This window comes from Amycolatopsis sp. NPDC051106 (assembly GCF_040682775.1).
Classification (GTDB): Bacteria; Actinomycetota; Actinomycetes; order Mycobacteriales; family Pseudonocardiaceae; genus Amycolatopsis.
Window position 1 is genome coordinate 1 of record NZ_JBFBBQ010000114.1, and the last position, 25,424, is coordinate 25,424.

Below are 25,424 nucleotides of genomic sequence, written 5' to 3' on the forward strand. Positions count from 1 at the left end.
GTCGTTCGTCGCCGCCAGCAAGCTCGGCGCCGACCTGATCCTGCTCAACACCGGGCTGTCCGCGGCCTCGGTCAAGGATAGTCCCTCGATGCGACATTCACGGACTTGCGTCAGCGTTTGCGGCCGACCCCGCCCAGGGTCAGGAAGTTCAGCTCGCTCAGCGCGTGGATCCGGGGCCCGTCCGGCCACCATTCGTGCGGGTAGACCAGCCCCGGCCGGAGCAGTTCCGTGCCCTCGAAGAACGCCGTGATCTGCTCGCGCGTGCGGTGCACGCTGCCCAGCCCGGTGCCCTGGAAGCTCGTCTCCAGCAGCCGCGCCAGCTCCTGGCGGGGCGAGTCCTCTTCCGGGTCGAAGTGGTGCGTGAGCAGCAGGTACGAGCCGGGCGCGAGCGCCGCCACGTACTCCGCGACGATCGACTTCGCGCGCTCGTAGTCGTCGATGTGGTGGATGATCGAGGTCAGGATCAAAGCCACCGGCCGGGAGAAGTCGAGGTACTCCTTGACGACCTCGTCGGCCAGCGTCTCGGCCGGACGGGTCAGGTCGGCGCCCGTCACGTGGGTCAGGTAGTTCTCCTCGAGCAGCGCCCGGCCGTGCACCTGCACGACCGGGTCGTTGTCGACGTACACGACCTGCGCGTCCGGGTTGTACCGCTGGGCCACCTGGTGGGTGTTCTCCGCCGTCGGCATCCCGGAGCCCAGGTCGAGGAACTGGTCGATGCCGCGTTTCCCGGCCAGGAACCGGACCGCGCGCACCAGCCAGTCGCGGTGCTCCTTCGCCATCGCCCGCGCGCCGGGCGCGATCGCCAGCAGGCGGCGCATCGCTTCGCGGTCGACCTCGTAGTGGTCGTGACCGCCCAGCAACGCGTCCGACAGCCGGGCCAGGCTCGCCTTGGTGAAATCGAGGGACGCCGAGCCTCCCTCGGTCCCGGACCGCAGGTCGCCAGGCGTCATCGGCTGTTCTCCCTCGTCTGCGGCGCCGGCCCCCTGCCCGGGCCCGGCCACCTGTGTCCGGCAACGGACAGTGCACAGACTACGACATGGCGTTCATCAAGTGAACCGGGCCGAAGGGCCTTGGCTACCAGGGACAACTACCCCATCGGGACCTCGCGCCACACGTGTCCGCCGTCCGTGGTCCGATACAGGGCGGAGCCGCCGTCGGCGTCCGGCTGGCCGTCGACGACCACGCCGGTGCCCCCGCCGGGGAAGTCCAGATCGGACAGGCTGAGCCCGCGGTCGGACAGCACGCTCGTCGTCCAGGTGCGGCCGCCGTCGGCCGTGCTGTGCAGGAACCCGGTGCCACCACCCTCGGCCGCGACCGTCGCGGACGCCGGCGACGCCGCGGCGAAGCCCTGCGTGATCCCGGCGAAGGGCGCCGCGTCCCCACCGCTGAACGTCCCGCCGAGCTTCGCCGCGTGCCGCAGCCGCCGCTCGGTCGAGCCGGGCTGCGGCGAGCCGGGGCTGCTGCCGCACAGCGCCACGACCTGCCGGTCGCGGACCCCGGCCAGCGAGGCGACCGACCCGGCCGGGCACGGCGGTTCGGCCGGGGTGAAGCGGACGCCGTCGCGCGAGGTCCAGTACTTCTCGGTGCCGTAGTCCGCGCCGAGCGCGACCTGCAGGCCACCGCCGGCGGCCAGGTCGCCGTAGGTGATCCCGCCGGTGGCCGCGAAGCCGGGTACCGGGACCAGCACCGGTGAGCCGGCGACGCCGGAGTACAGCCGCGTCGAACCGCGTCCCTCGCCGAAGGTGGTGAGGACGGCGAAGACCCGGCCGGCGGTTTCGGTGATCTTCGAGAGGTAGTAAGGCTCCCGCGCGCCGACGAGGCCGACGGGGTGCCAGCTCGCACCGCCGTCGCGCGTCGTGCGCACGTGGACGCCGTCGCTGACGTACGCGACGCGATCGTCGGCGAAGGTCAGCGCCACGTGGTTGTGGTTGTCCGGCAACGGCATCGGCGGTGCGCCGAGCCGGCGCCAGTGCGCCCCGCCGTCGGTGGTGCCCAGCAGCGCCGGGCACCACGACCCCGCGCACGGCGAGTACCCCAGGACGTAGCCGGTGTCCGGGCCGGTCCAGCTCGTCGAAGCGGGCCGGAACCCCCTCGGGACAACGGTTTCCGCGGTCGCGGGCGAGACGGACACGGCCAGGAGGGTGAGGACGGACGCGAGCAGCGCCGGGAGTCTCATGATCACACGGACGTGCCGCGCGGGCCGGGGTTGCGCGTCAGGCTCGAGGTTCCGTCGCGCGGCTCAACACGCCACAGTCAGCCGGGCATCGTGCTCCGCGAGGTAGCCGGTGGTCACGTCAGGCCCTCGGTGAACGAGGCCACGAAGCGCAGCAGGTCCGCACCGGCGGCGAGGTCGCCGTGCACGATGATCTTCATGGTGGCGCGCTCCTGGTCGTAGAGGGTTTCGACGCGCAGGGGCCGCTCGCCCCCGTCCCGCGGGCCGTTCACCGAGGCCCCGACGACGGTGGCGATCCGGTCGGCCGTCGCCCGGTCGACGCCGGCGACCTCGGCGACGCCCGAAAGCTCGGCGACGGGCCGGTCCGGCCGCGGTCCGGTGACCGGCAGCCCGGTGAACGCCTCGAGGTCGTCGGCGGCGATCCGGTACTGCTTGCCGATCCGGACCGCCTTGAGCCGCCCGTCCCGCACGTAGTTCCGGACCGTCCGGACGTGCAGCCCGAGCTTCGCGGCGACCTGTTCGACGGAGAAGACCTCCTGCGCCATGACCCTCCTCGTTCCGCAAACGACCCTAACACGGCCAGGCCAGGGGCAGTTTGGGGAATACGCGGTTCGCTCACCCGGGTGACGGGTATTCCCCGGTGTTGCTCCCGCTCGCCCAGGTACGTCCACATCGGACGGTCGAAAGGACGGCGACGTCGATGCCGTATCCCCCGCCCCCCGAACCGTACGAACAGCCGTACGAACCGGCTCCGGCCGAAGAAGTCGTGGAGCGCACCCACCCGCGCATCCGGATCGTGCGCACGGTCAACGCCCTCATCCACCTCGTGTGCGGGGTGTTCGCGCTGGTGCTCGCCGTGCACATCCTGCTGGTGTTCGGCGAGGCGAACGCGGCGAACGGCTTCGCGCACCTCATCTCCGAGTGGTCGTCCGGCGTCTCCCTCGGCCTGCGCAACCTCTTCACCCCGGACAACGAGAAGTTCCGGGTCTTCTGCAACGACGGCCTGGCCGCGGTCATCTGGCTGGTCATCGGGGCCGTGCTGACCGACGTCATCACGCGCATCGGCGTGCCCGGCCCGAAGCGGGTCTGGTACCGGCGCCGCAGCTACTACGGATGACGCGCAAGAAGCCTCCCCGGTCACGACCGGGGAGGCTTCTTCACGCGGTGGGTCAGCTCTGCCGAGGCTGTTCGGCGACCGTCTCGACGGGCTGCGGTTGCGGCTGCGGCCGGGCCTCGGCGGCGTCGGCCGGCCGGGGAGCGGGAACGCCCTGGGCGGCGACCACGTCGAAGTGCTCCCGGCACCAGCGGCCGTAGCGGCGTGCCTGCACTGTCATTGCGTCCACCTCCTCTCCACGGGCGATCCTGGTCACCCCCTCAGCGTCCTCCGCCCCGGGTCCGAAAGCCAACAGATTTAAGCGGGACTTAAGGACACGGCCGGGTGAACGTCCACAAAGGACGTCAGCCCGCGAACTCCCGCACGACCGTCCGGCAGAACGCCGGCAGGTCGTCCGGATTGCGGCTCGAGACCAAGCCGTTGTCGACTACTACTTCTTCGTCGACGACGGTGGCCCCGGCGTTACGCAGGTCGGTCCGGATGCTCGGGTACGACGTCAGCGTGCGGCCACGCACGACATCCGCTTCGACGAGCGTCCACGGACCGTGGCAGATGACGCCGACCGGCTTGCCCGAGCGCACGAAGTCGCCCGCGAACTTGACCGCGTCGGGGTTCGTCCGCAGGTTGTCGGGGTTCATCGTGCCGCCCGGCAGCAGCAGCGCGTCGAAGTCCCCGGGGTCCACGTCGGCCACCTTGCGGTCGACCGGGAACCGGTCGCCCTTGTCGATGTCGCCGTTCATCGCCTGGATCTCACCGGTGTCCAGCGAGACCAGCTCGACCGTCGCGCCCTCGTCGAGGACGGCCTGGCGCGGCTTCTCCAGCTCGACCTGTTCGACGCCGTCCGCGGCCAGGATCGCGACGCGGCGTCCTTGCAATGCGTTCGCCATGAGATTCCTCCGTCGGGGTCAGTGCACGAAGGAACTACCCGCTCGAAACCCGGCCAAACCAGGTCCACAATGGACTGTGACATCCCGGGCTTCGCCCGGGGCCGGGGGCTTCGCCACCCGGAACCCCCACAAGAGCCGTCATCAGTCCGAGCACTCGATCGCCAGCACGGCGATGTCGTCGTGGGCTGAGCTGCCGAGCCAGTCGCGCACGGCCTGCCGCAGCCGCCGCACGACCTCGCGGGCAGGCTCGCCCGCCGCGGTCGCCAGCACCGCGCGCAGCCGGTCGTCGCCGAAGAGCTCCGTCGGGTCGTGCCGGTTGCGGGCCTCGGTGATGCCGTCGGTGTAGAGCAGGCAGACGTCGCCGTGCTCCAGCCGCACCTCCGCCTCGGCGAACCGGGCCTGCGGCGAGATCCCGACCAGCGTCCCGGGGACGGTGACCTCTTCGACCACGCCGCTCCGGCGGACGATCAGCGGCGCCGGGTGGCCGCCGGAGGCCAGCGTCAGGCCGACGCCGCCGTCGGACGGCCGGGCCGTGCCGAGCACCAGCGTGGCGAACCGGCTGCTGCCGCCGGCGATGAGCAGCTCGTTGAGCAGCCGGAGCAGCGTCCGGCCGTCGCGCTCGACCATCGCGAGCGCCGTCAGCGCGTGCCGGACCCGCCCGGTCAGCGCCGCGGCCTCGGCGCCCTTGCCGCAGATGTCGCCGAGCACCAGGAACGCGCTGCCGTCGTCGTGCGCGAGGACGTCGTAGAAGTCGCCGCCGACCGCGAGCACCCCGGCCGCCGGCTCGTACCAGGTCTCGAACCGGGCGCCGTCCAGCTCGGGCGGGTCGACCGGGCGCAGCGTGGTCTCCAGGCCGCGCGTGGCCTCTTCTTGGCGGGCGTAGCGCTGCGCGTTGGCCAGCGCCGTCCCGGCCGCCTTCGCGAACTCGACCACCGCGCGGCCCTGCTCGGCGCCGAACTCGGGGTCCGCCTTGCGGCCCAGCAGCAGGGCTCCGGTGACGCCGGCGCTCGCGTTCGGGCCCAGCGACACCACCGCCACCTCGGCGTGCCCGGCGAACCGGTCGGCCACCACCGAGGGCAGGGTGGCGATCTCGGGCTCGGGCACGGCGGCCGGCTGCGGCTTCCCGGTGGCCGCGAACGTCGCCGCCAGCACCGGCGCGACCTGCGCCGGGACGCGCCGGATCCGGCCGTGGCCGTGCGCCGACGGGCGCTCGCAGCTCCACCACTCCCACCGGCCGCGGGTGGTCGGCAGCAGCACGAAGACGGTCTCGGCCAGCGCGGAGGCGGCCAGCTCGGCGATCACCCGCGCGGTGCCGTGGCGCCCGTGCGCGGCGGCCAGCCGGGGCCCGGCCTCGGCGAGGAAGTCGCCGACGTGCCGCTGCGGGACGTCTTCCGCGGGGACGGTCCAGGCGTGCCAGCCGCCCGGCAGGGCACGGATCCGGGCCGGACGACGATTACCCGCCACGTCGACGTGCCCGACCACCTGGCTTACGGGGGTCCGGGTGGCGGAGCCCCCGGCCAGGGGCGAAGCGCCTGATGTCGGAGTCTCGGCGACCGGGTGCAGCCGCGGCTCGGCGCCGCCGGTCAGCGTCTGCCCGGCCGGGTTCGCCCAGCGCAGCACCCCGTCGGCGTCCTGGAGGAACACCGCGTCGCGCACGTCTTCGAGGACGGCCCGCACGAAGGCGTCGAAGCCGGGCGGCGCGTCCTCACCGGTCATCGGCGGCAGGGCCGCCGAGGCCGGGGCCGGACGTGACACCATGCACGGACCTCCTGCCTCCGGACTGCTATCGCACGGCTACCGCGTGAGCGGGCGGACTGGCTCGAAGTGTAGGGCGAATCATGACACGCTGGGTCATGGACCATGGCTGGCGCATGCGTGGTGGAGAGGGTCGGCACACATGACAACGGAATCCCAGAGCGAGGCGGCGGCGCTGGAGCGGCTGCTCGTGGCGGTGCGGGATCTCGGGGACGGCAACTTCCGCCGGCGGCTCGTGCCGCACGGCGACGGCATCTCGGCGCAGCTCGCGGTCGCGTTCAACGACATCGCCGAACGCAACCAGCGGCTGGTGAGCGAACTGCTGCGGGTGCGCGCGGCCGTCGGCCAGGACGGCAGGCTGAGCGAGCGGGTGGAGGCCGAGGTCGGCCCCGGCGGCTGGAGCACCGCCGTCGAGAGCGTCAACGGCCTGGTCGAGGACCTCACGCGGCCCACGATCGAGCTGGACCGCGTGCTCGGCGCGGTCGCCGAGGGTGACCTCTCCCAGCCGATGACCCTCACGCTGGACGGCCGTCCGCTGCAGGGCGCGTACGCGACGCTGGCGAAGACAGTCAACGGCCTCATCGCGCAGCTGTCGAGGTTCGCCGCGGAGGTGACGAGGCTCTCCCGCGAGATCGCGGGAGAGGGACGTCTCGGCGGCCAGGCGGTCGTCCCGGGCGTGTCCGGGACCTGGCGCGACCTGACCGATTCCGTCAACTTCATGGCCGACAACCTGACCGAGCAGGTCCGCAACATCGCCCAGGTCACCACCGCCGTCGCGCGCGGCGACCTGACCCAGAAGATCAACGTCGACGCCCGCGGCGAGATCCTCGAGCTCAAGAACACCATCAACACGATGGTGGACCAGCTGTCGTCGTTCGCCGACGAAGTCACCCGCGTCTCCCGCGAGGTGGGTTCCGACGGCAAGCTCGGCGGCCAGGCGCAGGTGGCCGGCGTCGCCGGGACGTGGCGCGACCTCACCGACTCGGTCAACCAGATGGCCGACAACCTGACCGACCAGGTCCGCGGGATCTCGCAGGTGGCGACCGCGGTGGCCAACGGCGACCTGACGAAGAAGATCGAGGTCGACGCGCGCGGCGAGATCCTGCAGCTGAAGAACACGCTCAACACGATGGTCGACCAGCTCTCGGCGTTCGCCGGTGAGGTCACCCGCGTGGCGCGCGAGGTCGGCAGCGAGGGCAAGCTGGGCGGCCAGGCCGAGGTGGCCGGCGCGGCCGGGACGTGGCGCAGCCTGACCGACTCGGTCAACCAGATGGCCGACAACCTCACCGACCAGGTCCGCAACATCTCGCACGTGACCACGGCCGTGGCGAAGGGCGACCTGACCCAGAAGATCACCGTCGACGCCCGCGGCGAGATCCTCGAGCTCAAGACGACCATGAACACGATGGTGGACCAGCTGTCCGCCTTCGCCGACGAAGTCACCCGCGTCGCCCGGGAGGTCGGCACCGAGGGTCAGCTGGGCGGGCAGGCGCAGGTCCCGGGCGTCGCCGGCACCTGGCGCGACCTCACGGGGTCGGTGAACTTCATGGCGAACAACCTGACCACCCAGGTCCGCAACATCGCCCAGGTCGCCACGGCCGTCGCGCGCGGCGACCTGACGCAGAAGATCGCGGTGGACGCCCGGGGCGAGATCCTCGAGCTCAAGACCACGCTCAACACGATGGTCGACCAGCTCTCCGCCTTCGCCGACGAAGTCACCCGCGTCGCCCGCGAAGTCGGCACCGAAGGCAAGCTCGGCGGCCAGGCCACCGTGCCCGGCGTCGCCGGGACCTGGAAGGACCTGACCGACAACGTCAACTTCATGGCGAACAACCTGACCGACCAGGTCCGGAACATCGCCACGGTGACGTCGGCGGTCGCGAAGGGCGACCTGACCCAGAAGATCTCGGTCGACGCCCGCGGCGAGATCCTCGAACTCAAGACCACGCTCAACACGATGGTCGACCAGCTCTCCGCCTTCGCCGACGAAGTCACCCGCGTCGCCCGCGAAGTCGGCACCGAAGGCAAGCTCGGCGGCCAGGCCACCGTCCGCGGCGTCGCGGGCACCTGGAAGGACCTCACCGACAACGTCAACGTCATGGCCACCAACCTGACCGACCAGGTGCGCAGCATCGCCACGGTGGCGGCCGGCGTGGCCAACGGCGACCTGTCGAAGAAGATCTCGATCGTCGCCCAGGGCGAGGTCGCGGCGCTGGCCGAGACGCTCAACGGCATGGTCGAGACGCTGCGCGCGTTCGCCGACGAGGTCACCCGCGTGTCGCGCGAAGTCGGCACCGAAGGCATCCTCGGCGGCCAGGCGCGGGTCCCCGGCGTGGCCGGGACCTGGAAGGACCTGACCGAGAACGTCAACTTCATGGCGCACAACCTGACCAGCCAGGTGCGCAACATCTCGCAGGTGACCACCGCGGTCGCGAAGGGCGACCTGACGAAGAAGATCGACGTCGACGCCCGCGGCGAGATCCTCGAGCTCAAGACCACGATGAACACGATGGTCGACCAGCTCTCGGCGTTCGCCTCCGAGGTCACGCGCGTGGCGCGCGAGGTCGGCACCGAGGGCAAGCTCGGCGGCCAGGCCGAGGTCGACGGCGTGTCCGGCACCTGGCAGCGGCTCACCGAGAGCGTGAACCAGCTGGCCGGGAACCTGACCACCCAGGTCCGCGCGATCGCGCAGGTGGCGACCGCGGTGACGGCGGGCGACCTGACCCGGCACATCACGGTCGACGCGTCCGGTGAGGTCGCGGACCTCAAGGACAACATCAACCAGATGATCGCGAACCTCAAGGAGACGACGAGGACCAACCGCGAGCAGGACTGGCTGAAGACGAACCTCGCGCAGCTGTCCGGCCGGATGCAGGGGCACCGCGACCTGGCGTCGGTCGCGGCGCTGATCCTGTCCGAGCTGGCCCCGCTGGTCCGGGCCCAGCAGGGCGCGTTCTTCCTGGCCCGCGACGACGACCGCGACGGCACGGTGCTCGAGTGCATCGCCGCCTACGGCCTCGCGCAGTCCCGCGCCGGCCTGCGGTTCGCGATCGGCGAGTCGCTGATCGGGCAGGCCGCCGTGGACCACCGCACGATCCTGGTCCAGGACGCGCCGCCGGAGTACGCGCTGGTGTCGTCCGGGCTCGGCTCGGCGTCGCCGGTGAACCTGATCGTGCTGCCGGTGCTGTTCCAGGGCGAGGTGCTCGGCGTGCTGGAGCTGGCTTCGGTCAACGAGTTCAGCACGGTCCACCAGGACCTGCTGGAGCAGCTGCGGCACACGATCGGCGTCAACGTCAACACGATCCTGTCCAACTCGCGGACCGAAGCGCTGCTCACCGAGTCGCAGCGGCTGGCCCAGGAGCTGCGGGCGCGCTCGGAGCAGCTGCAGGCCCAGCAGGGCGAGCTGCGGCGGTCCAACACCGAGCTGGCCGAGAAGGCCGCGCTGCTGGCCCAGCAGAACCGCGACATCGAGGTCAAGAACAGCGAGATCGAGCAGGCGCGCCAGGAGCTGGAGGAGCGCGCCGGGCAGCTGACGGTGGCGTCGCAGTACAAGACCGAGTTCATGGCCAACATGTCGCACGAGCTGCGGACGCCGTTGAACAGCGCGTTGATCCTGGCGAAGCTGCTGTCGGAGAACCCGGAAGGGAACCTGACGGAGAAGCAGATCCAGTTCGCGAAGACGATCTACGCGGCCGGGTCCGACCTGCAGCAGCTGATCAACGACATCCTGGACCTGGCCAAGGTCGAGGCGGGCCGGCTCGACATGCAGATGTCCGACATCACGCTGCCGGAGCTGGTGGACTACGTCGAGTCCCTGTGCCGCCCGCTGACGGCGGACAAGGGCCTGGAGTTCGCGGTCCACATCGACCCGCCGGTGCCGGGCAGCGTCCACACCGACGAGCACCGCCTCCAGCAGATCCTGCGCAACCTGCTGTCGAACGCGGCGAAGTTCACCGACGAGGGCGGCGTCCGCCTCCACATCCGGGCGGCGGACCCGGCGGAGGTGGAGCAGGAGAGCTTGAAGAACGCGCCCGGCATCATCGCGTTCGCCGTCGAGGACACCGGGATCGGGATCCCGGAGGAGAAGCTGGCGGTGATCTTCGAGGCGTTCCGCCAGGCGGACGGCACGACGAGCCGCAAGTACGGCGGCACGGGCCTGGGGCTCAACATCAGCCAGCAGCTGACCGAGCTCCTGGGCGGCGAGCTGCGGGTGGTGAGCGAGCCGGGCGTCGGATCGACGTTCACGCTGTACCTCCCGGTGGCGGCGGCCAACCTGGTGGACCCGGCGGTGACGGCGTTGTCCTCACCTCGCCTGCCGGCGGTCCCCAGCACGGTCCTGGTGGCGGCCCCGGACGTCACCCCGAAGCGCTTCCACGGCGAGAAGGTCCTCATCGTCGACGACGACTTGAGGAACGTGTTCGCGCTGGCAGCGGTCCTGGAGCAGGCAGGCCTGGAGGTGGTCTACGCGGAGACGGGCGTGGACGGAATCCGGGCACTGGAGCGCCACGAGGACACGGCACTGGTCCTGATGGACGTGATGATGCCGGAGCTGGACGGCAACGCGACGATCGCGGCAATCCGGGCAGAAGCGGCCAACGCGGACCTGCCGGTGATCGCGGTGACGGCCAAGGCCACACCCGAGGACCGTGCCCGCACCCTGGCCAGCGGAGCCGACGACTACATCACCAAGCCGGTGGACACGGACAAACTGCTCGACGTGATCGCGGCATCCCTGGAAGCGGACGCCGCATCGCTTGGAGCGGGTGACGGGAATCGAACCCGCGTAGCTAGTTTGGAAGACTAGGGCTCTACCATTGAGCTACACCCGCGTGCCCCCGGAGGTACCCGGGTGCGAGATCAGCTTAGCGTGACCCGCTAGGCTGACCGCACACCCCCCTGGGGGTGTCACGGGATGTGGCGCAGCTTGGTAGCGCATTCGCTTTGGGAGCGAAGGGTCGCAGGTTCAAATCCTGTCATCCCGACCCGGGTTCGAGGCTTCGCTTCGCGGGCGCCTCTTACCCTCCTTTATTTCTCCCGGGGGCCGAGCCCCCGGACCCCCACGGTGCCTCTGCCTCCGTCTGGGCGGTCTGCCGCGGCTTGCGCCCCTGGCCGCCGCTGGGCGATCTGCCGCCGCTTAACCGGCTTCCGCCTCCACCTGGGCAATCCGCCGCCGAACTGACCCTGGCCGCAGCTGACTGGCCTGCCGCCGCTTAACCGGCTTCCGCCTCCGCCTGGGCAGTCCGCCGCCGCTTGAACCGGCCACTGGCCGCAGCTGGGTGATCTGCCGCCGCTTAACCGGCTTCCGCCTCCACCTGGGCAATCCGCCGCCGCCGAACTGACCCTGGCCGCAGCTGACTGGCCTGCCGCCGCTTAACCGGCTTCCGCCTCCACCTGGGCAGCCCGCCGCCGCTTGAACCGGCCACTGGCCGCAGCTGACTGGCCTGCCGCCGCTTAACCGGCTTCCGCCTCCGCCTGGGCAGTCCGCCGCCGCTGAACTGACCCTGGCTGCAGCTGGGTGGTCTGCCGCCGCTGAACTGCCTCGGGCCGGTGGCCGCAGGTGGGTGGCCGCCGGCGGCGGCCACCCCTCCCTGGTCAGTGGCCGTATGCCACCAGCGTGTTCGTTGCCGGGACCACCACCAGACCGCCGCCCGCTGCCAAGCCCGTCAGAGGCTGGGACACGTTGTGCTCGTCCGGGGCGGCGATCGGGGAACCCACGTTCGTGGACCACACCGGCTCACCCGTCGCGCCGTTCAGCGCCCACAGCTGGCCCGTGCGGGACCCCACGTACACGTACCCGTTCACGACGATCGGGGCCGACGACAGCTGGTTGTCGCCCGCGAACGTCCAGCGGGACTCCAACGTCCGGCTGTGCCGCTCCGTCAGCACGCCGTTGTCGACGAAGTAGCCCTGGTGGCCGTCGATCGCCGGAGCCGGGGTCCAGCCGTCCGCCGCCTCGTACGTGCCGCGGACCGCGCCGTCCGCCACCGTGAGGACCGCGGGCTCCATGCCCGCGTCGTCGCGGATCCACAGGCCGCCGTCGGCCACCACCGGGGTGCGGCCACCGCCACCCGAGCAGCTGGTCGAGTGGTGCCAGATCGGCGTGCCCGACTTCGGGTCGAAGGCGTAAGCCTGTTCACACGCATAGGCAACGTAGACGCCGCTCGCCGTGACGGCCGGCGAGCTGTCATCGCCGTTCGCGACCCCCTGGGTCCACAGCACCGCGCCAGTCGCCGCGTCCACCGCGTACAGGGTGCCGCCCGAGCCGGCTCCACCCGTGTACACCACACCGGCCGCGAAGGTGGGCGGTGAGCTGAAGGCGGACTGACCGGGCATCTTGGCGGACCACAACTCCGCCCCCGTCGCCGGGTTGAACGCGCTCAGCACGCCGTCGTAGTTCTGCGCGTAGAGCCGGCCGCCCCCGTACGCGAGGGCGGACCACCAGTACGTGCCGCCGAGTCCGACGGGAGCCCAGGCATCCTGCCCGGTCGCCGCGTCCAAGCCGTGGAGAACGGTGCCGTACCCGTTCGGCGACGACGACGTGACGAACACGCGCCCGCCGGCGACGATCGGGTACGACACGTTCCCACCCAGATCGCGCTCCCACTTGCGGTCGAGCGGCGGCGCGGCCACACCGGCGTCGACCAGGGTGCCGTCGTGCCGGGCATCGACCTGGTAGGTGACCGAGACACCGGTTTGCGCCGCCTGCGCGGCCGGCGCCGCGAACCCGGCGATCGGCAGGACAGCACCCACCACAACGGCGATGGCTCTTCGGAAGTTCACTCGTGTTCCCCTCGGTCCGGCCCCGCCGCGGCGGGACGTGCGGGAGCGGGCCGGCCCCCGGATCCGGCGGCCCGCAACCCATCCCCACAGAACCCGGACGATATCCGGTGGGTCCGACATTTTCGGACCATCGCGCGACGGCATGAGCGTCCCACCGCCAGCGCACCCGGCTCGCGGGTACGTGATCCGTGACGACAGTCCCTCCCGGCACGGTATTCGCAGCAGGCACACCGAAAAACGACGTAAAGCGGTGAGTCCCGACGAGCGGGAATCCCGGCTCCGAGCTACGACGAAGCCACCCGGCCCGCCGGTAGGTGAACCAGCCACTCGGTCAGCGTCGAGGCGATCAGCTCCGGTTGGTCCTCCGGTGTGTGGTGGCCCGCCACCACCGGGTGGTGAACGACCTCCAGCGATGCGAACGTCCGCGTGAACCAGTCGATCATCGGCGGGGTCAGCATCGTGTCGAACGCCGGCTCGAACGTCATCAGCAGCTTCGGGACCGCAGGTGACGAAGCCAGCCAGTCGTCGAACTTCCCGATCCGCGCCACCACCTCGGGCGGTGAGCCACCCAAGGGCAGGGACTGGGCCCAGCGCAGCAACGGGATCCGCGACGACGGCGTCGGATACATACTCGCGTACTCAAGCGGGAGACTCCCGAGGAAGTCCGGCAGGTCGGTGACTCCCGGCGCCTTGATCGCGCGGAACACCTCCGCCCCCGCCGGCGGGAACTCCTCCCACGTCATCGGCTTCAGGATCGCCTCCGTGAACGCCAGAGCCCGGACGCGGCCGGGGTGGCGGGACGCCCAGTCCGCCGCCAGCGCTCCTCCCCAGTCGTGGCCGACCAGGACCACGTCCTCCAAGGAAAGGGCGTCGAACCACGAGTCCAAGTAGCGGGCGTGGTCGTCGAAGGAGTACTCGATGGACGGACGCTCCGACGCGCCCATGCCGATCAGGTCCGGGGCCAGCCTGCGGCCCGGCACCGACGGCAGCACCTTGCGCCACAAGTACGACGACGTCGGGTTGCCGTGCAGGAACACCACCGGTGCGCCCTCGCCCTCCTCACGGTGGGCCAGCACGCTCACTTGAACGCCGCCGCGGTGCGCACCGCCCAGTCGGCGAACGGGCGCGCCGGGCGGCCCAGTACCTGCGCGACGTCCGGGCTCACCCGCTGCTCCGCGGGCAACGGCGTGCCCAGGATGTCCAGCGTCGCCTCGGCGACTTCGGCGGGCATGAAGCCCGACATCGCCGAAAGCGCTTCCTCTCGAGTCTGCGAGATGAAGCGCACCGGCTCGCCCAATGCCGTACCGATGGCCGCCGCCTGCTCCCGCGGGGAAATCGGTGCCGGACCCGTCAGCTCGTACGTCCGGCCCGCGTGCGAGGGATCCAGGAGACAAGCTGCCGCCACCGAAGCGATGTCCTCAGGGTCGATCACCGGTAGCCCGACATCGCCGAACGGGGCCGCCAGCGTCCGTGACGAACGCACGCTTTCCGCCCACTGCAACGCGTTCGACGCGAAGCCGCCCGGGCGCAGCACCGTCCATTCCAGACCCGAGCCGCGCACCGCGTCCTCGAAGAACGCGGGGTGCCGACCCGTTCCGACGCCCTGCGAGGACAGCAACACGACCCGCGCGCCGCCCATCTGGTCCAGTACCGGCGAAAGCGGACCCCGGAAACCCGGTGACAGCAACAGGAACACTGCCGACGCGCCCTCGAAAGCCGGACGCAGCGACGCCGCGTCCGACAAGTCACCCGGAAATTGCCCACGGCGGGACACGGCCCGCACTTCTTCACCCGCGGCCGTCAAAGCTTCCGCCAACGGCCGTCCGACGTTTCCCGTCGCTCCAGTCACCACGATCATGCGGACGACGCTACATTCGGACGTATAGTAGGTACCTAGAGGAAAGTATTGGATGGAGGCCGCGAAAGTGACCGAGACCACACCCGAGCTCGCCTGCCCTATCGCCCCCATCGTCGACATCGTCTTCAGCCGCTGGACGACGCCGATCCTGTGGTCGCTCAACGAATACGGGCGTCAGCGGTTCGTCGAGCTCGAGCGCCGCATCGCCACCATCACCCCGAAGGTGCTCACCCAGCGGCTGCGGCAACTGGAACGCGACGGCCTGATCACCAGGACCTACCACGCCGAAGTCCCGCCGCGGGTCGAGTACGAGATCAGCGACCTCGGCCGCAGCCTCGGCCCGATGTTCGCCACCCTCGCCGACTGGTCGCCCAACCTCGGCAAGGTCGAAGCGGCTCGGCAGGCCTACGACTCCCGCGGCTCCACCAGGTAGCCGTCGCGCCGGACAGCTCTCGCCGCTACGGGGAAACGTCCAGGTAGTCCAGGTTCGCCGGGCCGTCGGCCGTCGTCGCCGTGACTCGCACCGTGTGCCGGCCCGCCGTCAGAGCCAAGGACCGCGACACCGTGCTCCACGTCGTCCACGCGCCGGTCGGCGGGAACGGCACGCCCGTGGCCACGACCGTGCCGTCGACCGCGATGTCCACCGGGCGCGCGGCCGTCGTGCCGTTCGCGTAGCCGAACGTCAGTGCCGACGCCGGCCCGTTGACCTGCCACTCGACGTAGCTGCCGGCCGCGTTGGCGCCGTTCGCGAAGCCCGTCCCCGAGAAGCCCGCGTGGTTCGCGTCCACCGTGCCGCCCGCCGACAGCGAAGCCGACTCGGCCTCGTAACGAGAAGCGCCCGAGGACAAGCGGTAGAGCACCGTCGCGTGCGAGGGCACCGAAGCGCTGATCGTGCCCGAAGTCGTGCGGACCGCCTTGCTCCACAGGTCCTTCAGCGTGTACGACGACGCGCCGCCGATCCCGGTCGCCGCCGCGGAAGTGCTGATCGTCGCCGTGGACGCCGTTTCGTTGGACAGCGCCACCGCGCGGTCGCCGTTCGCCAGGACCTTGCTGTAGACGACCAGGCCGCCGTTCGCGCTCAGCACGGTCGCCTGCTTGCCCAGCGGGTCCTGATCCAGCGCGATCACGTCGGTATTCTTCAGGATGGTGAAGCTGTCGTCGGACACCTTCCGCAGGTCGCTGCCGATGAGCAGCGGCGCCGCCATCATCGCCCAGAGGCTGAAGTGCGTGCGGTACTCGACGGCGGTCATGCCGCCGTTGCCGACCTCGAGCATGTCCGGGTCGTTCCAGTGCCCGGGGCCGGCGTACTGCGCGAGGCCGCGGTTGGCCTGCGCCTTGCCGATCATGCTCGACCACTTGTCGGAGATGTCCCCGGTGGTGCGCCACAGGTTGCCGACCGGCGCGGCCCAGGTCCACGGCTTGTTCTGGCCCCACTCGCAGATCGAGTACGCGATGGGCCGGCCGGACTTCGCCAGCGCGTCCCGCATCGCCTCGTACCGCTGTTGCGCGTCGACGCCCTGGTTGTTGCAGTTGTCGTACTTCAGGTAGTCGACGCCCCAGGACGCGAAGAGGTTCGCGTCCTGCCGCTCGTGGCCGAGGCCGCCGGGGAAGCCGGCCTTGTTGCACGTCTTCGTGCCCGCGCTGGTGTAGATGCCGAACTTCAAGCCCTTCCCGTGCACGTAGTCGGCCAGCGACTTGATGCCGCGCGGGAAGCGCACCGGGTCGGGGACGAGGTCGCCCTTCGAGTCCCGGTCCGGCAGCGCCCAGCAGTCGTCGATGTTCACGTACTGGTAGCCGACGTCCTTGAGCCCCTTGCCGACGAAGAGGTCGGCGATACCTCTGATCATTGATTCGTTGAAATTGGCTTTGCACTGCGTGGAGTTCCAGTTGTTGAACCCCATCGGTGGCGTGCGCAGGAGCCCGTTTTCCAGGGCGGAAGCCGGAGTCTGACTCAGGACAGTGCCGCTGACCGCGAGAGCGAACGCGGAGGCCGCGACCGCTGTGCGCCGGAGGAAGGACATGCTTGCTCCCTGGTGGAGACATCGGAGGTCTACACCAGTTAGTAAAGGGTCCTGCTCAACCGGACGTCAAGAGATCATGTATCAGATATGAAATCTGGTTTCCGCTGGCCGGGACGCTACTCCGCCGTCACCTGCCGGGCCGTCGCCATCGCGCGTTCGGTCTCCCAGAACGCCCGCATCGACGTGATCAGCCCGTCTTCGCCGACGCGGTAGACGAACACCCCGTCGGTGTCGACGCGGTAGCCGCCCGGCAGGTACGTCGTGATCGTGCCGACGTTGGCGCACTCGTCCCCCGCCGCGTGGGAGTCGCGGATCGTGAACTCGAAGCGCTCGACGTTGCCGATCGTCTTGTCCCAGAACGCGCTGATCCCGTCGCGGCCGTGGTGCCCCTTGCCCTCTTCGTCGAAGAACGAAGGCCCGACCGGGTCCTCGACGACCGCGTCGGGGGCGAACAGGTCCAGCCACGCCTCCTTCTCCCCCGCCGTCACCGCGGTCATCGACGCGAACGCCGCACGCCGCGCGGGCGGCTGCTCCGCCGACGTGTCCCAGCTGACCCGCACGCCCATGGAAGTCACTCCTCGAACTTGGCGATGATCTCGGCGCCGAACTTGTGGATGGATTCGAGCTTCGGCTCGACCGGCGCGTCGAACCCGACGCCGTCGAACACCCACGGCATGGTGATGATGTCCGTGACGCCGGCCTCGGCCTGCTCGCGGTAGCCGTCGAGACCGAACTTGTCGATGCAGACGGCCTGGTATTCGAACGGGTCGTCGGCGCGGCCGCGCTCGGCCAGCAGCTCCTTCAGCCGGGCGATCGTGTCGCGCAGCTCCTCGAGCTTCATCATCGCCGACGACCAGCCGTCGGCCACGCGGGCGGCACGCCGCAGCGCGACGTCGGTGTGACCGCCGATGTAGAACGGCACCCGCTTCGGCGGCGCCGGGCTCATCTGGATCTTGTCGAAGTCGTAGAACTCGCCGTGGTACTCGACCATGCCGCCGTCGAGGATCAGCCGGAGCACGTCGATGGCCTCGTCGACGCGCTTGCCGCGCCGCTCGAACGGGACGCCGCAGTACTCGAACTCCTGCGGCAGCCAGCCGACGCCGAGGCCGAGGCCGAAGCGGCCGCCGGTGAGCACCGACGCCGAGCCGACCTGACGCGCGAGCAGCACCGGGTTGCGCGAGCCGAGCTTCAGCACGGACGTGTAGAACTCGATGCGGCTCGTGACCGCGCCCATGGCCGCCGTCGCGACCAGCGGGTCGACCCAGGGCGTGTCGGCGGTCCAGAACCGGCTGCCGTCGGGCGTGTACGGATAGTCTGTGGACACCGTCTCGGCGTAGAAGAGCGAGTCCGGCAGGGCGATGGACGCGAAGCCCGCCTCCTCGGCGGCCTGGGCGAGTTCGCCCAGCTGATCAAGCGGGTTCATCGCGATCGACAGGGTGAACTTCATAGCGTCGAACTATAACGTGTTCTAGTTTCTTCGGCCAGGTCTGACGGTGTGCCGGATCACGTCACGGGAACCCTCCGCGTAGCGTCCGCGTTGTCCGAATCAAAAGGTGACTTCCGGTCACCGGGGCACCGAGCTTCTGGGAGTGGTCCATGGGCACCGCGATCTTCCTGATCGTGCTCGTCGTCGTGATCGTCGGTGGCGGCCTCTATTTCTCGCGGCAGCGCGCCGCGGCCCGGCAGCGGGAACTCGACGACGCGAAGGCCGACGCCCGGCGCCTCGTCGAGCGGCTCGGCGGCCAGGTCCTCAACCTCAACGGCAACGACACCGCGTCGATGCAGGCGATGGCGGACGCCGCCGAGCGGTACAACGCGGCCGGCTCCCAGATGGAGCAGGCGCGCACGATCGAACAGGCCCGGCTGGTCAAGGACACCGCCGTCGAAGGCCTCTACTACGTCCGCGCCGCGCGCGTCGCGATGGGCATGGACCCCGGCCCGCAGCTGCCGGAGGAGGCCGAGCGCGAGCGCGCCGGCAAGGTCACCGAACGCCGCGACGTCGACGTCGAGGGCCAGCACTACGCCGCCTCGCCCGACGCGGGCCAGGACACGCCGTACTACTACCCCGGTGGCCGCGTGGCCGGGCGGCCGGTGCCGCAGGGCTGGTACAGCGAGCCGTGGTGGAAGCCCGCGCTCGTCGCCGGCGCCTGGGGTCTCGGGTCGATGTTCCTGTTCAGCGCGATGTTCTCCGGCATGGGCGGCATCGCCAGCGCCGGGGCCTGGGAGTCGGGCTACGACGCCGGCCAGCAGGACGCGCTCGAGTCCGGTGACGCGGGCGGCGACGGCGGCGGTGACGGCGGAGGCGACATGGGCGGCGACGCCGGCGGCGACTGGGGCGGCGGCGGTTTCGACGGCGGCGGCTTCGACGGCGGGGGCTTCGACGGCGGCGGTGGCTTCGACTTCTGAGGCCGGTTCTCAAGCGCCCCAATGTGGCATTGGGTGCGTCTGACGCACCGAACGCCACATTGGGTGCGTGGGACGCACCGAACGCCACATTGGGTGCGTGGGACGCACCGAACGCCACATTGGGGCGCTCGGGGTCAGGCCGGCTGGCAGGTGGGGCACCAGTAGAGGTTGCGGCCCACCAGCTCCGAGTTCGCCACCGGCGTCCCGCACACCAGGCACGGCTGTCCGGCCCGGCGGTAGACGTACACCTCGCCACCGTGGCGGTCCACCCGGGCCGCGCGGCCCATCGCCTCCGGCAGGTGCTCCGGGCGGACCGTGTCGATCCGGCCGACGCGGACGCCGTCGCGCATCAGCGTCACCAGGTCGGCCCACAGGCCGTCCCACAACGCCCGGTCCAGCGCACGTCCCGGCGTCAGCGGCGCGACGCCGTGGCGGAACAGGACCTCGGCGCGGTAGACGTTCCCGACGCCCGCCAGCACCGCCTGGTCCATCAGCAGCGCCGCGATCGACGTCTTCGAGCGCGAGATGCGCGCCCAGGCCTGTTCGGGTTTCGCGTCGCGGCGCAGCGGGTCCGGGCCGAGGCGCGCCTTGATCGCGTCGACCTGGTCGGGGGACAGCAGCTCGCACCGGGTCGGCCCGCGCAGGTCCGTCCAGTGCGTCCGCCCGGCCAGCCGCAGCCGGACCTGCCCCACCGGCTCCGGCGCGGGCAGCGGGGACTCGCCGAACGTGCCGTAGAGCCCCAGGTGGATGTGCACGGTCCCGTGTGGACCGTAGTCGTGGAAGAGGTGCTTGCCGTACGCCTGGGCGCCGACGAACACCTGACCGTCCAAACGGGACGCTTCGGCGGCGAACCGGCCCTGCGGGCTGCTCACCTCGACCGGGGCGCCGGCGTACCGCCGCTTGTGCAGCCGCGCGAGCCGGTGGAGCGTGTGCCCCTCGGGCATCAGGCCTCCGGCAGCGCCGGCGGGGTGCCGGTGCGCTCGTAGTCCAGCAGCTGCTGGACGCGGCGCGCGTGCCGTTCCTCCGGCGAGACCTCGGTCGCCAGGAAGGCTTCGACGATCTCGGTGGCCTGCTCGGCGGTGTGCATCCGGGCGCCGACGCCGATCAGCTGGGCGTGGTTGTGCTCCCGGCACAGCTCGGCCGTCTCGACGCTCCACGCGAGGCCGCACCGCGCGCCGGGGACCTTGTTCGCGGCGATCTGCTCGCCGTTGCCGGAGCCGCCGACGACGATGCCGCGGCTGCCCTCGTCGGCCACCACGCGCAGCGCCGTCTCGACGCAGAACGCCGGGTAGTCGTCGGCCGCGTCGTAGACGTGCGGACCGATGTCGGTGACCTCGTGGCCCTGCTTCTCCAGGTGAGCCACCAGGTGGTTCTTCAGCTCGAAGCCGGCATGGTCGGATCCCAAGTAGACACGCACGGCTGGGAGTCTGCCATCACGGCCGGTTTCGGGCATGCTCCGGGGGTGGGCATCTGGGAGCAGACGGGGTACGACGTCCGGCTCGACTGGGGCGCCGAAGGCGTGGCCGCCCTCGGCCGGGAGTGCGCCGTGCTGGTCGTCGTCGACGTGCTCTCCTTCAGCACCACCACGGATCTCGTGATCGGCCGGGGTGGCCGCGTGCTGCCGGCCCGCTGGCGCGACGAGCGCGGGGTGGCGCAGGCTCGGGCGGCCGGCGCCGTCATCGCGGGTGAGGGCGCGTTCACCCTCAGGCCGTCTTCTGTGACGGAAATCCCGCCGGGAACGCTGCTCGCGCTCCCCTCGCCCAACGGCGCGACGCTGTGCGACGCCGCCGCGGCGACCGGCGCGCGGGTCCTCGCCGGCTGCCTGCGCAACGCTTCCGCCGTCGCCGCGAAGGCGCGTGACCTGGGCAGCCCGATCGGGCTCGTCGCCGCGGGGGAACGTTGGGGCGTGAACATCTTCGGTGAGGGCGAAGTGTTCGGCCCGCTGAGGCCGTGCGTCGAAGACCAGCTGGGCGCCGGCGCGATCGCCGCCGCACTGGCCGGGCTCGGCCTGTCGTTGTCCCCCGAAGCCGCGCTCGCCGCCCGATCGGTCGACGTCGCGGCGCTGGCGAGCTGCGTGTCCGGCCGCGAGCTGACCGAGGCCGGGCACGGCGGCGACGTCACGCTGGCCTCGCAGCTCGACGTGAGCGATGCTGCTCCCGTACTGAGCGAAGGAGTACTGGCATGAACGGGCGCTGGATCGAGGTCGCCGACGGCGTGCACGCGCGCCGCTACGAAGAGCTGGACCTGACCGTCGGCCTGGTGGTGGGCACCGACCGCTGCCTGGTCGTCGACACGCGCGGCGACCTCGAGCAGGGTGCCGAGCTGGCGGCCGCGGTCCGCGAGCTGACCCCGCTGCCCTGGTCGGTCGTGTACACGCACGCCCACTTCGACCACACCTGGGGCACCGAGCGCTTCACGCCCTGCCCGGTCTGGGCGCACGAAGGCTGCCGCGCCGAGCTGACCGAGGACCCGGAAGGCGCGCGCGCCACCTGGATCGCCCACTACCGCAAGCAGGGCAAGACGGAGACCGCCGACGCCATCGCGCGCACCACGTTCGTCGTGCCCGACCACCTGTTCACCGACCGGACCGAGCTCGACCTCGGCGGCCGGACGGCCGTCCTGCTGCACCCCGGCCGGGCCCACACCGACCACGACGTGATCGTGCACGTACCCGACGCGGGGGTGGTCTTCGCGGGGGACATCGTCGAGAACGCCGAGCACGGCTTCAGCGAGTTCTCGTTCAGCTCCGAGTCGGATCTGACCGCCTGGCCGGACACGTTCGACACGATCCTCGCCCTCGAACCCCGGGTGATCGTGCCCGGCCACGGCGAGCCGGTCGACGCCGACTTCGTCCGCTACCACCGCCACGGCCTGCACGAGCTGATCGCGCTCAAGGCGGCGATGGGCCGTGGTGAGACGACCGAGGCCGCCGCCGTGGCAGCTTCGCGCTACCCCGGCGACGTCACCTTGGCCGCCCTCGCGACACCTTGAAGGAGACTCAGTCGAAGTTGAGTTCGCCCGACCGGGTGCGCTTGAGCTCGAAGAAGTCCGGGTAGCTCGACAGCGCGACGGCGCCGTCGAACACCTTCAGGGCGTCTTCGCCGCGCGGGATCGAGGACAGGACCGGGCCGAAGAACGCGACGCCGTCGATGTGGATCGTCGGGGTGCCGACGTCCATGCCGACCGGGTCCATGCCTTCGTGGTGGCTCTTCTTCAGCGCCTCGTCGTACTCGGTCGAGTGCGCGGCCTCGGCCAGCTCGGCCGGCGCGCCGATCGCGGCGAGCGCCTCCTTGATCACCGTGTCGTAGTCCTTGACGCCCTGGTTGTGGTAGCGCGTGCCGAACTCGGTGTAGTAGTCGCGCAGCACCTCTTCGCCCTTGAGCTGCGACAGCGCGACCGCGACGCGCACCGGGCCCCAGCCCTTCGCCAGCAGCTCCTTGTACTGCTCGGGCAGCTCGTCGCGGCCCTCGTTCAGCACCGACAGGCTCATGATCCGGAAGTGCAGATCGAGGTTGCGGTGCTTCTCCACCTCGAGGATCCAGCGCGAGGTGATCCAGGCGAACGGGCAGATCGGGTCGAAGTAGAAGTCGACCTTCGTGGGCTGCTCGGCAGCGGTCATCAGGTTCTCCTGTGCGAAGTCAGGTCCGGTCCGGGGGCGGGCACACCCCCACACAGCGGGCCAACACCTCCGGACCCGGGCTTGTTCCCCATCGCCCGCCACCCCGTCCCCATGATTGGATGCGAGGAGTTGAAAACCGATACCAACGACCAGAGGTGCCTGTGCCCGCCCCCAACCTGACCCGCGACCAAGCCAAGCTGCGCGCGGACCTGCTCGACGTCACCGCGTACGACATCGAGCTGGACCTCACCGACGGCCACGGCGGCCCCGGTGAGAAGACCTTCGCGTCGAAGACGACCGTCCGGTTCTCCAGCGCCCGGGCCGGCGAGCGGACGTGGGTCGACCTCGTCGCCGACCGCGTGCACTCGGCCACCCTGAACGGCACGGACGTCGACATCAGCGCGTACGTCGAGGACAAGGGCATCGCGCTGGCCGGCCTGGCCGAGGCGAACGAGCTCACCGTGACCGCCGACTGCCGGTACATGAACACCGGCGAAGGCCTGCACCGGTTCGTCGACCCGGTCGACGACGGCGTCTACCTGTACACGCAGTTCGAGACGGCGGACGCGAAGCGGATGTTCGCCTGCTTCGACCAGCCCGACCTCAAGTCGGTCTACCGGCTCACCGTGATCGCGCCGGACGGCTGGAAGGTCGTCTCGAACACGATGGCGGAGTCCGCGGAGAAGACGCCCGAGGGCGCCGTCCGCACGGTGTTCAAGGAGTCCGAGCGGCTCTCGACCTACCTGGTCGCGCTGGTAGCCGGCCCGTACGCCGAGTGGACCGACGAGTACACCGACGAGCACAAGACCATCCCGCTCGGCATCTACTGCCGCGCGTCGCTGGCCGAGCACATGGACGCCGACCGCCTCTTCACCGAGACCAAGCAAGGCTTCGGCTTCTACCACGAAAAGTTCGGTACGCCCTACCCGTTCTCCAAGTACGACCAGCTGTTCGTGCCCGAGTTCAACGCGGGCGCGATGGAGAACGCCGGCGCCGTGACGTTCCTCGAGGACTACGTCTTCCGCAGCCGCGTCACCCGCTACGCCTACGAGCGGCGCGCCGAGACGCTGCTGCACGAGATGGCGCACATGTGGTTCGGCGACCTGGTGACCATGCGCTGGTGGGACGACCTGTGGCTGAACGAGTCGTTCGCGACGTTCGCGAGCGTGCTGGCCCAGGCCGAGGCGACCGAGTACAAGAACGCGTGGACCAGCTTCGCGAACATCGAGAAGTCGTGGGCCTACCGGCAGGACCAGCTGCCCTCGACGCACCCGATCGCGGCCGACATCGTCGACCTCCACGCGGTCGAGGTGAACTTCGACGGCATCACCTACGCCAAGGGCGCGAGCGTGCTCAAGCAGCTCGTCGCCTACGTCGGGCTGAACCACTTCCTCGACGGCCTGAAGGTGTACTTCGGCAAGCACGCCTGGGGCAACGCCACGCTGGCCGACCTGCTGGGCGCGCTGGAGGAGGCGTCCGGGCGCGACCTGTCGTGGTGGAGCGCGCAGTGGCTGGAGACCACCGGGCTGAACTCGCTGAGCCCGCGCTACGAGATCGGCGCGGACGGGACGTTCACGTCGTTCGCCGTCGTGCAGTCGGGTGCGAAGCCGGGGGCCGGTGAGCTGCGCACGCACCGCGTCGCCGTCGGGATCTACGACGAGGACGGCTCGGGCAAGATCGTCCGGACCCAGCGCGTGGAGCTGGACGTCGACGGCGAGCGCACCGAGGTGCCGGACCTCGTCGGGCGGCCGGCGGGCAAGCTCGTGCTGGTCAACGACGACGACCTGACGTACTGCACGATGCGGCTCGACCCGGCGTCGCTGACGACGCTGATCGACCGCGTCGCCGACATCACCGAGCCGCTGCCGCGGACGCTGTGCTGGTCGGCGGCGTGGGAGATGACCCGCGAGGCCGAGCTGAAGGCCCGCGACTTCGTCACGCTGGTGCAGCGCGGCATCCACACCGAGACCGAGGTCGGCGTCGTCCAGCGGCTGCTGCTGCAGGCCCAGACGGCGCTCAACTCGTACGCGGAGCAGGAGTGGGCGGCCTCGACCGGCTGGCCGGCGTTCACGACGCGGCTGCTGGAGCTGGTCCACGCGGCCGAAGCGGGCTCGGACCACCAGCTGGCGTTCGTCAACTCCCTTTGCGGGTCCGTGCTGGACGCGGCTTCCCTGGACGTGGTGGCCGGCTGGCTGGACGGGTCGGCGCCGCTTCCCGGCCTCACGGTGGACACGGACCTGCGCTGGCGCCTGCTGCACGCGCTGGTGGCGCACGGCCGGGCGGACACGGCCGAGATCGACGCCGAGCTGGCCCGCGACAACACGGCGACGGGCCGCCGCCAGGCGGAGCGCGCGCGTGCCTTGCGCCCGACGGCGGAGGCGAAGGCGGACGCGTGGCAGCGCGCGGTGTACGACGACGAGCTGCCGAACGCGGTCAGCGACTCGCTCATCTCCGGCTTCTCCCACCCGGGCCAGAAGGCGCTGCTGGGTGCGTACGTGGCGCGGTACTTCGAGGTGATCGACGAGGTGTGGCAGCGCCGGTCGAGCGAGCGCGCGCAGCCGATCGCGATCGGGCTGTACCCGTCGTGGGCGGTGGCCCCGGAGACGGTGACGGCGTCGGACGAGTGGCTGGCTGGCGAGCACTCACAGGCTCTGCGGCGGCTGGTTTCGGAGGGTCGGGCGGGGATCGTGCGGGCTTTGGCCGCTCGGGACTTCGACGCCCAGGCCTGACCCCAGCGCCCCAATGTGGCCTTGGTTGCGTCTGACGCACCGAAGGCCGCCTTGGGTGCGTCTGACGCACCGAAGGCCACAT

The 25,424-nt window shown here is 70.8% G+C and carries 22 protein-coding genes and 2 tRNA genes; 8 read left to right on the forward strand and 16 right to left on the reverse strand.

Annotation, left to right across the window (positions count from 1 at the left end):
* Positions 1 to 110: 110 nt before the first annotated feature.
* The 3 genes from AB0M83_RS43295 to AB0M83_RS43305 form a co-directional block, all read right to left on the reverse strand.
* Complete coding sequence (locus tag AB0M83_RS43295; protein ID WP_364526849.1) at positions 111 to 950, reverse strand: SAM-dependent methyltransferase; 840 nt, start codon at positions 948 to 950, stop codon at positions 111 to 113.
* Positions 951 to 1,087: 137 nt separating this feature from the next.
* Positions 1,088 to 2,182, reverse strand: a complete 1,095-nt coding sequence (locus AB0M83_RS43300; protein WP_364526851.1) for a hypothetical protein — start codon at positions 2,180 to 2,182, stop codon at positions 1,088 to 1,090.
* A gap of 107 nt (positions 2,183 to 2,289) precedes the next feature.
* The gene (locus AB0M83_RS43305; protein WP_364526853.1) at positions 2,290 to 2,718 is read right to left on the reverse strand and encodes a helix-turn-helix domain-containing protein; all 429 of its coding nucleotides are present in this window, start codon (positions 2,716 to 2,718) and stop codon (positions 2,290 to 2,292) included.
* A gap of 155 nt (positions 2,719 to 2,873) precedes the next feature.
* Between AB0M83_RS43305 and AB0M83_RS43310 the strand changes: the two genes are divergently transcribed.
* Positions 2,874 to 3,290: a hypothetical protein gene (locus AB0M83_RS43310; RefSeq protein WP_364526855.1), complete on the forward strand. Its 417-nt coding sequence runs from the start codon at positions 2,874 to 2,876 to the stop codon at positions 3,288 to 3,290.
* A gap of 52 nt (positions 3,291 to 3,342) precedes the next feature.
* Here the strand turns inward: AB0M83_RS43310 and AB0M83_RS43315 are convergent, their stop codons facing one another.
* The 3 genes from AB0M83_RS43315 to AB0M83_RS43325 form a co-directional block, all read right to left on the reverse strand.
* Positions 3,343 to 3,507, reverse strand: a complete 165-nt coding sequence (locus AB0M83_RS43315) for a hypothetical protein (RefSeq protein ID WP_364526857.1) — start codon at positions 3,505 to 3,507, stop codon at positions 3,343 to 3,345.
* A gap of 124 nt (positions 3,508 to 3,631) precedes the next feature.
* The gene (locus AB0M83_RS43320; RefSeq protein ID WP_364526859.1) at positions 3,632 to 4,174 is read right to left on the reverse strand and encodes a type 1 glutamine amidotransferase domain-containing protein; all 543 of its coding nucleotides are present in this window, start codon (positions 4,172 to 4,174) and stop codon (positions 3,632 to 3,634) included.
* A 141-nt stretch (positions 4,175 to 4,315) separates the two neighbouring features.
* Positions 4,316 to 5,932, reverse strand: a complete 1,617-nt coding sequence (locus AB0M83_RS43325) for a SpoIIE family protein phosphatase (RefSeq protein WP_364526861.1) — start codon at positions 5,930 to 5,932, stop codon at positions 4,316 to 4,318.
* Positions 5,933 to 6,071: 139 nt separating this feature from the next.
* Between AB0M83_RS43325 and AB0M83_RS43330 the strand changes: the two genes are divergently transcribed.
* Positions 6,072 to 10,733, forward strand: coding sequence for a HAMP domain-containing protein (locus AB0M83_RS43330; protein WP_364526887.1), 4,662 nt, complete (start codon positions 6,072 to 6,074; stop codon positions 10,731 to 10,733).
* On the opposite strand, the gene AB0M83_RS43335 is transcribed toward AB0M83_RS43330, so the two are convergent.
* Positions 10,685 to 10,758, reverse strand: a tRNA-Gly gene (locus AB0M83_RS43335). The genes AB0M83_RS43330 and AB0M83_RS43335 overlap by 49 nt on opposite strands.
* A 79-nt stretch (positions 10,759 to 10,837) precedes the next feature.
* Here AB0M83_RS43335 and AB0M83_RS43340 point away from each other — a divergent pair.
* Positions 10,838 to 10,911, forward strand: a tRNA-Pro gene (locus tag AB0M83_RS43340).
* A 610-nt stretch (positions 10,912 to 11,521) separates the two neighbouring features.
* Here AB0M83_RS43340 and AB0M83_RS43345 read toward each other — a convergent pair.
* From AB0M83_RS43345 to AB0M83_RS43355, 3 genes are all read right to left on the reverse strand, one after another.
* Complete coding sequence (locus tag AB0M83_RS43345) at positions 11,522 to 12,709, reverse strand: PQQ-binding-like beta-propeller repeat protein (protein ID WP_364526863.1); 1,188 nt, start codon at positions 12,707 to 12,709, stop codon at positions 11,522 to 11,524.
* A 284-nt stretch (positions 12,710 to 12,993) separates the two neighbouring features.
* Positions 12,994 to 13,791: an alpha/beta fold hydrolase gene (locus tag AB0M83_RS43350; RefSeq protein ID WP_364526865.1), complete on the reverse strand. Its 798-nt coding sequence runs from the start codon at positions 13,789 to 13,791 to the stop codon at positions 12,994 to 12,996.
* Positions 13,788 to 14,567, reverse strand: coding sequence for an NAD(P)H-binding protein (locus tag AB0M83_RS43355; protein ID WP_364526867.1), 780 nt, complete (start codon positions 14,565 to 14,567; stop codon positions 13,788 to 13,790). Before AB0M83_RS43355 ends, AB0M83_RS43350 begins: the two co-directional genes overlap by 4 nt.
* A gap of 52 nt (positions 14,568 to 14,619) precedes the next feature.
* Here AB0M83_RS43355 and AB0M83_RS43360 point away from each other — a divergent pair, with 52 nt between their 5' ends.
* Positions 14,620 to 15,000, forward strand: a complete 381-nt coding sequence (locus tag AB0M83_RS43360) for a helix-turn-helix domain-containing protein (RefSeq protein ID WP_364526869.1) — start codon at positions 14,620 to 14,622, stop codon at positions 14,998 to 15,000.
* A gap of 25 nt (positions 15,001 to 15,025) precedes the next feature.
* On the opposite strand, the gene AB0M83_RS43365 is transcribed toward AB0M83_RS43360, so the two are convergent.
* From AB0M83_RS43365 to AB0M83_RS43375, 3 genes are all read right to left on the reverse strand, one after another.
* Positions 15,026 to 16,588, reverse strand: coding sequence for a carbohydrate-binding protein (locus AB0M83_RS43365; RefSeq protein ID WP_364526871.1), 1,563 nt, complete (start codon positions 16,586 to 16,588; stop codon positions 15,026 to 15,028).
* Between the two features lie 116 nt (positions 16,589 to 16,704).
* Positions 16,705 to 17,154, reverse strand: coding sequence for a nuclear transport factor 2 family protein (locus AB0M83_RS43370; protein WP_364526873.1), 450 nt, complete (start codon positions 17,152 to 17,154; stop codon positions 16,705 to 16,707).
* A 5-nt stretch (positions 17,155 to 17,159) separates the two neighbouring features.
* Entirely contained in the window at positions 17,160 to 18,035 is an 876-nt protein-coding gene (locus AB0M83_RS43375) for an LLM class F420-dependent oxidoreductase (protein WP_364526875.1), read from the reverse strand.
* 149 nt (positions 18,036 to 18,184) lie between these two features.
* Here AB0M83_RS43375 and AB0M83_RS43380 point away from each other — a divergent pair, with 149 nt between their 5' ends.
* The gene (locus tag AB0M83_RS43380; protein WP_364526877.1) at positions 18,185 to 18,994 is read left to right on the forward strand and encodes a hypothetical protein; all 810 of its coding nucleotides are present in this window, start codon (positions 18,185 to 18,187) and stop codon (positions 18,992 to 18,994) included.
* A 134-nt stretch (positions 18,995 to 19,128) separates the two neighbouring features.
* On the opposite strand, the gene AB0M83_RS43385 is transcribed toward AB0M83_RS43380, so the two are convergent.
* Positions 19,129 to 19,938 (reverse strand): DNA-formamidopyrimidine glycosylase family protein, encoded by an 810-nt coding sequence (locus AB0M83_RS43385; RefSeq protein ID WP_364526879.1) that lies wholly within the window; start codon positions 19,936 to 19,938, stop codon positions 19,129 to 19,131.
* Positions 19,938 to 20,411: a ribose-5-phosphate isomerase gene (locus AB0M83_RS43390; RefSeq protein ID WP_364526881.1), complete on the reverse strand. Its 474-nt coding sequence runs from the start codon at positions 20,409 to 20,411 to the stop codon at positions 19,938 to 19,940. Before AB0M83_RS43390 ends, AB0M83_RS43385 begins: the two co-directional genes overlap by 1 nt.
* A 51-nt stretch (positions 20,412 to 20,462) precedes the next feature.
* Here AB0M83_RS43390 and AB0M83_RS43395 point away from each other — a divergent pair, with 51 nt between their 5' ends.
* Together AB0M83_RS43395 and AB0M83_RS43400 are read left to right on the forward strand one after the other, a co-directional pair.
* Positions 20,463 to 21,179, forward strand: a complete 717-nt coding sequence (locus AB0M83_RS43395; protein WP_364526889.1) for a 2-phosphosulfolactate phosphatase — start codon at positions 20,463 to 20,465, stop codon at positions 21,177 to 21,179.
* Complete coding sequence (locus AB0M83_RS43400; protein ID WP_364526883.1) at positions 21,176 to 21,985, forward strand: MBL fold metallo-hydrolase; 810 nt, start codon at positions 21,176 to 21,178, stop codon at positions 21,983 to 21,985. Before AB0M83_RS43395 ends, AB0M83_RS43400 begins: the two co-directional genes overlap by 4 nt.
* 7 nt (positions 21,986 to 21,992) lie before the next feature.
* Here the strand turns inward: AB0M83_RS43400 and AB0M83_RS43405 are convergent, their stop codons facing one another.
* Positions 21,993 to 22,613 (reverse strand): DsbA family protein, encoded by a 621-nt coding sequence (locus AB0M83_RS43405; protein ID WP_364526885.1) that lies wholly within the window; start codon positions 22,611 to 22,613, stop codon positions 21,993 to 21,995.
* Positions 22,614 to 22,774: 161 nt separating this feature from the next.
* Here AB0M83_RS43405 and pepN point away from each other — a divergent pair, with 161 nt between their 5' ends.
* Entirely contained in the window at positions 22,775 to 25,342 is a 2,568-nt protein-coding gene (pepN, locus tag AB0M83_RS43410) for an aminopeptidase N (RefSeq protein WP_364526891.1), read from the forward strand.
* Positions 25,343 to 25,424 lie beyond the last annotated feature (82 nt).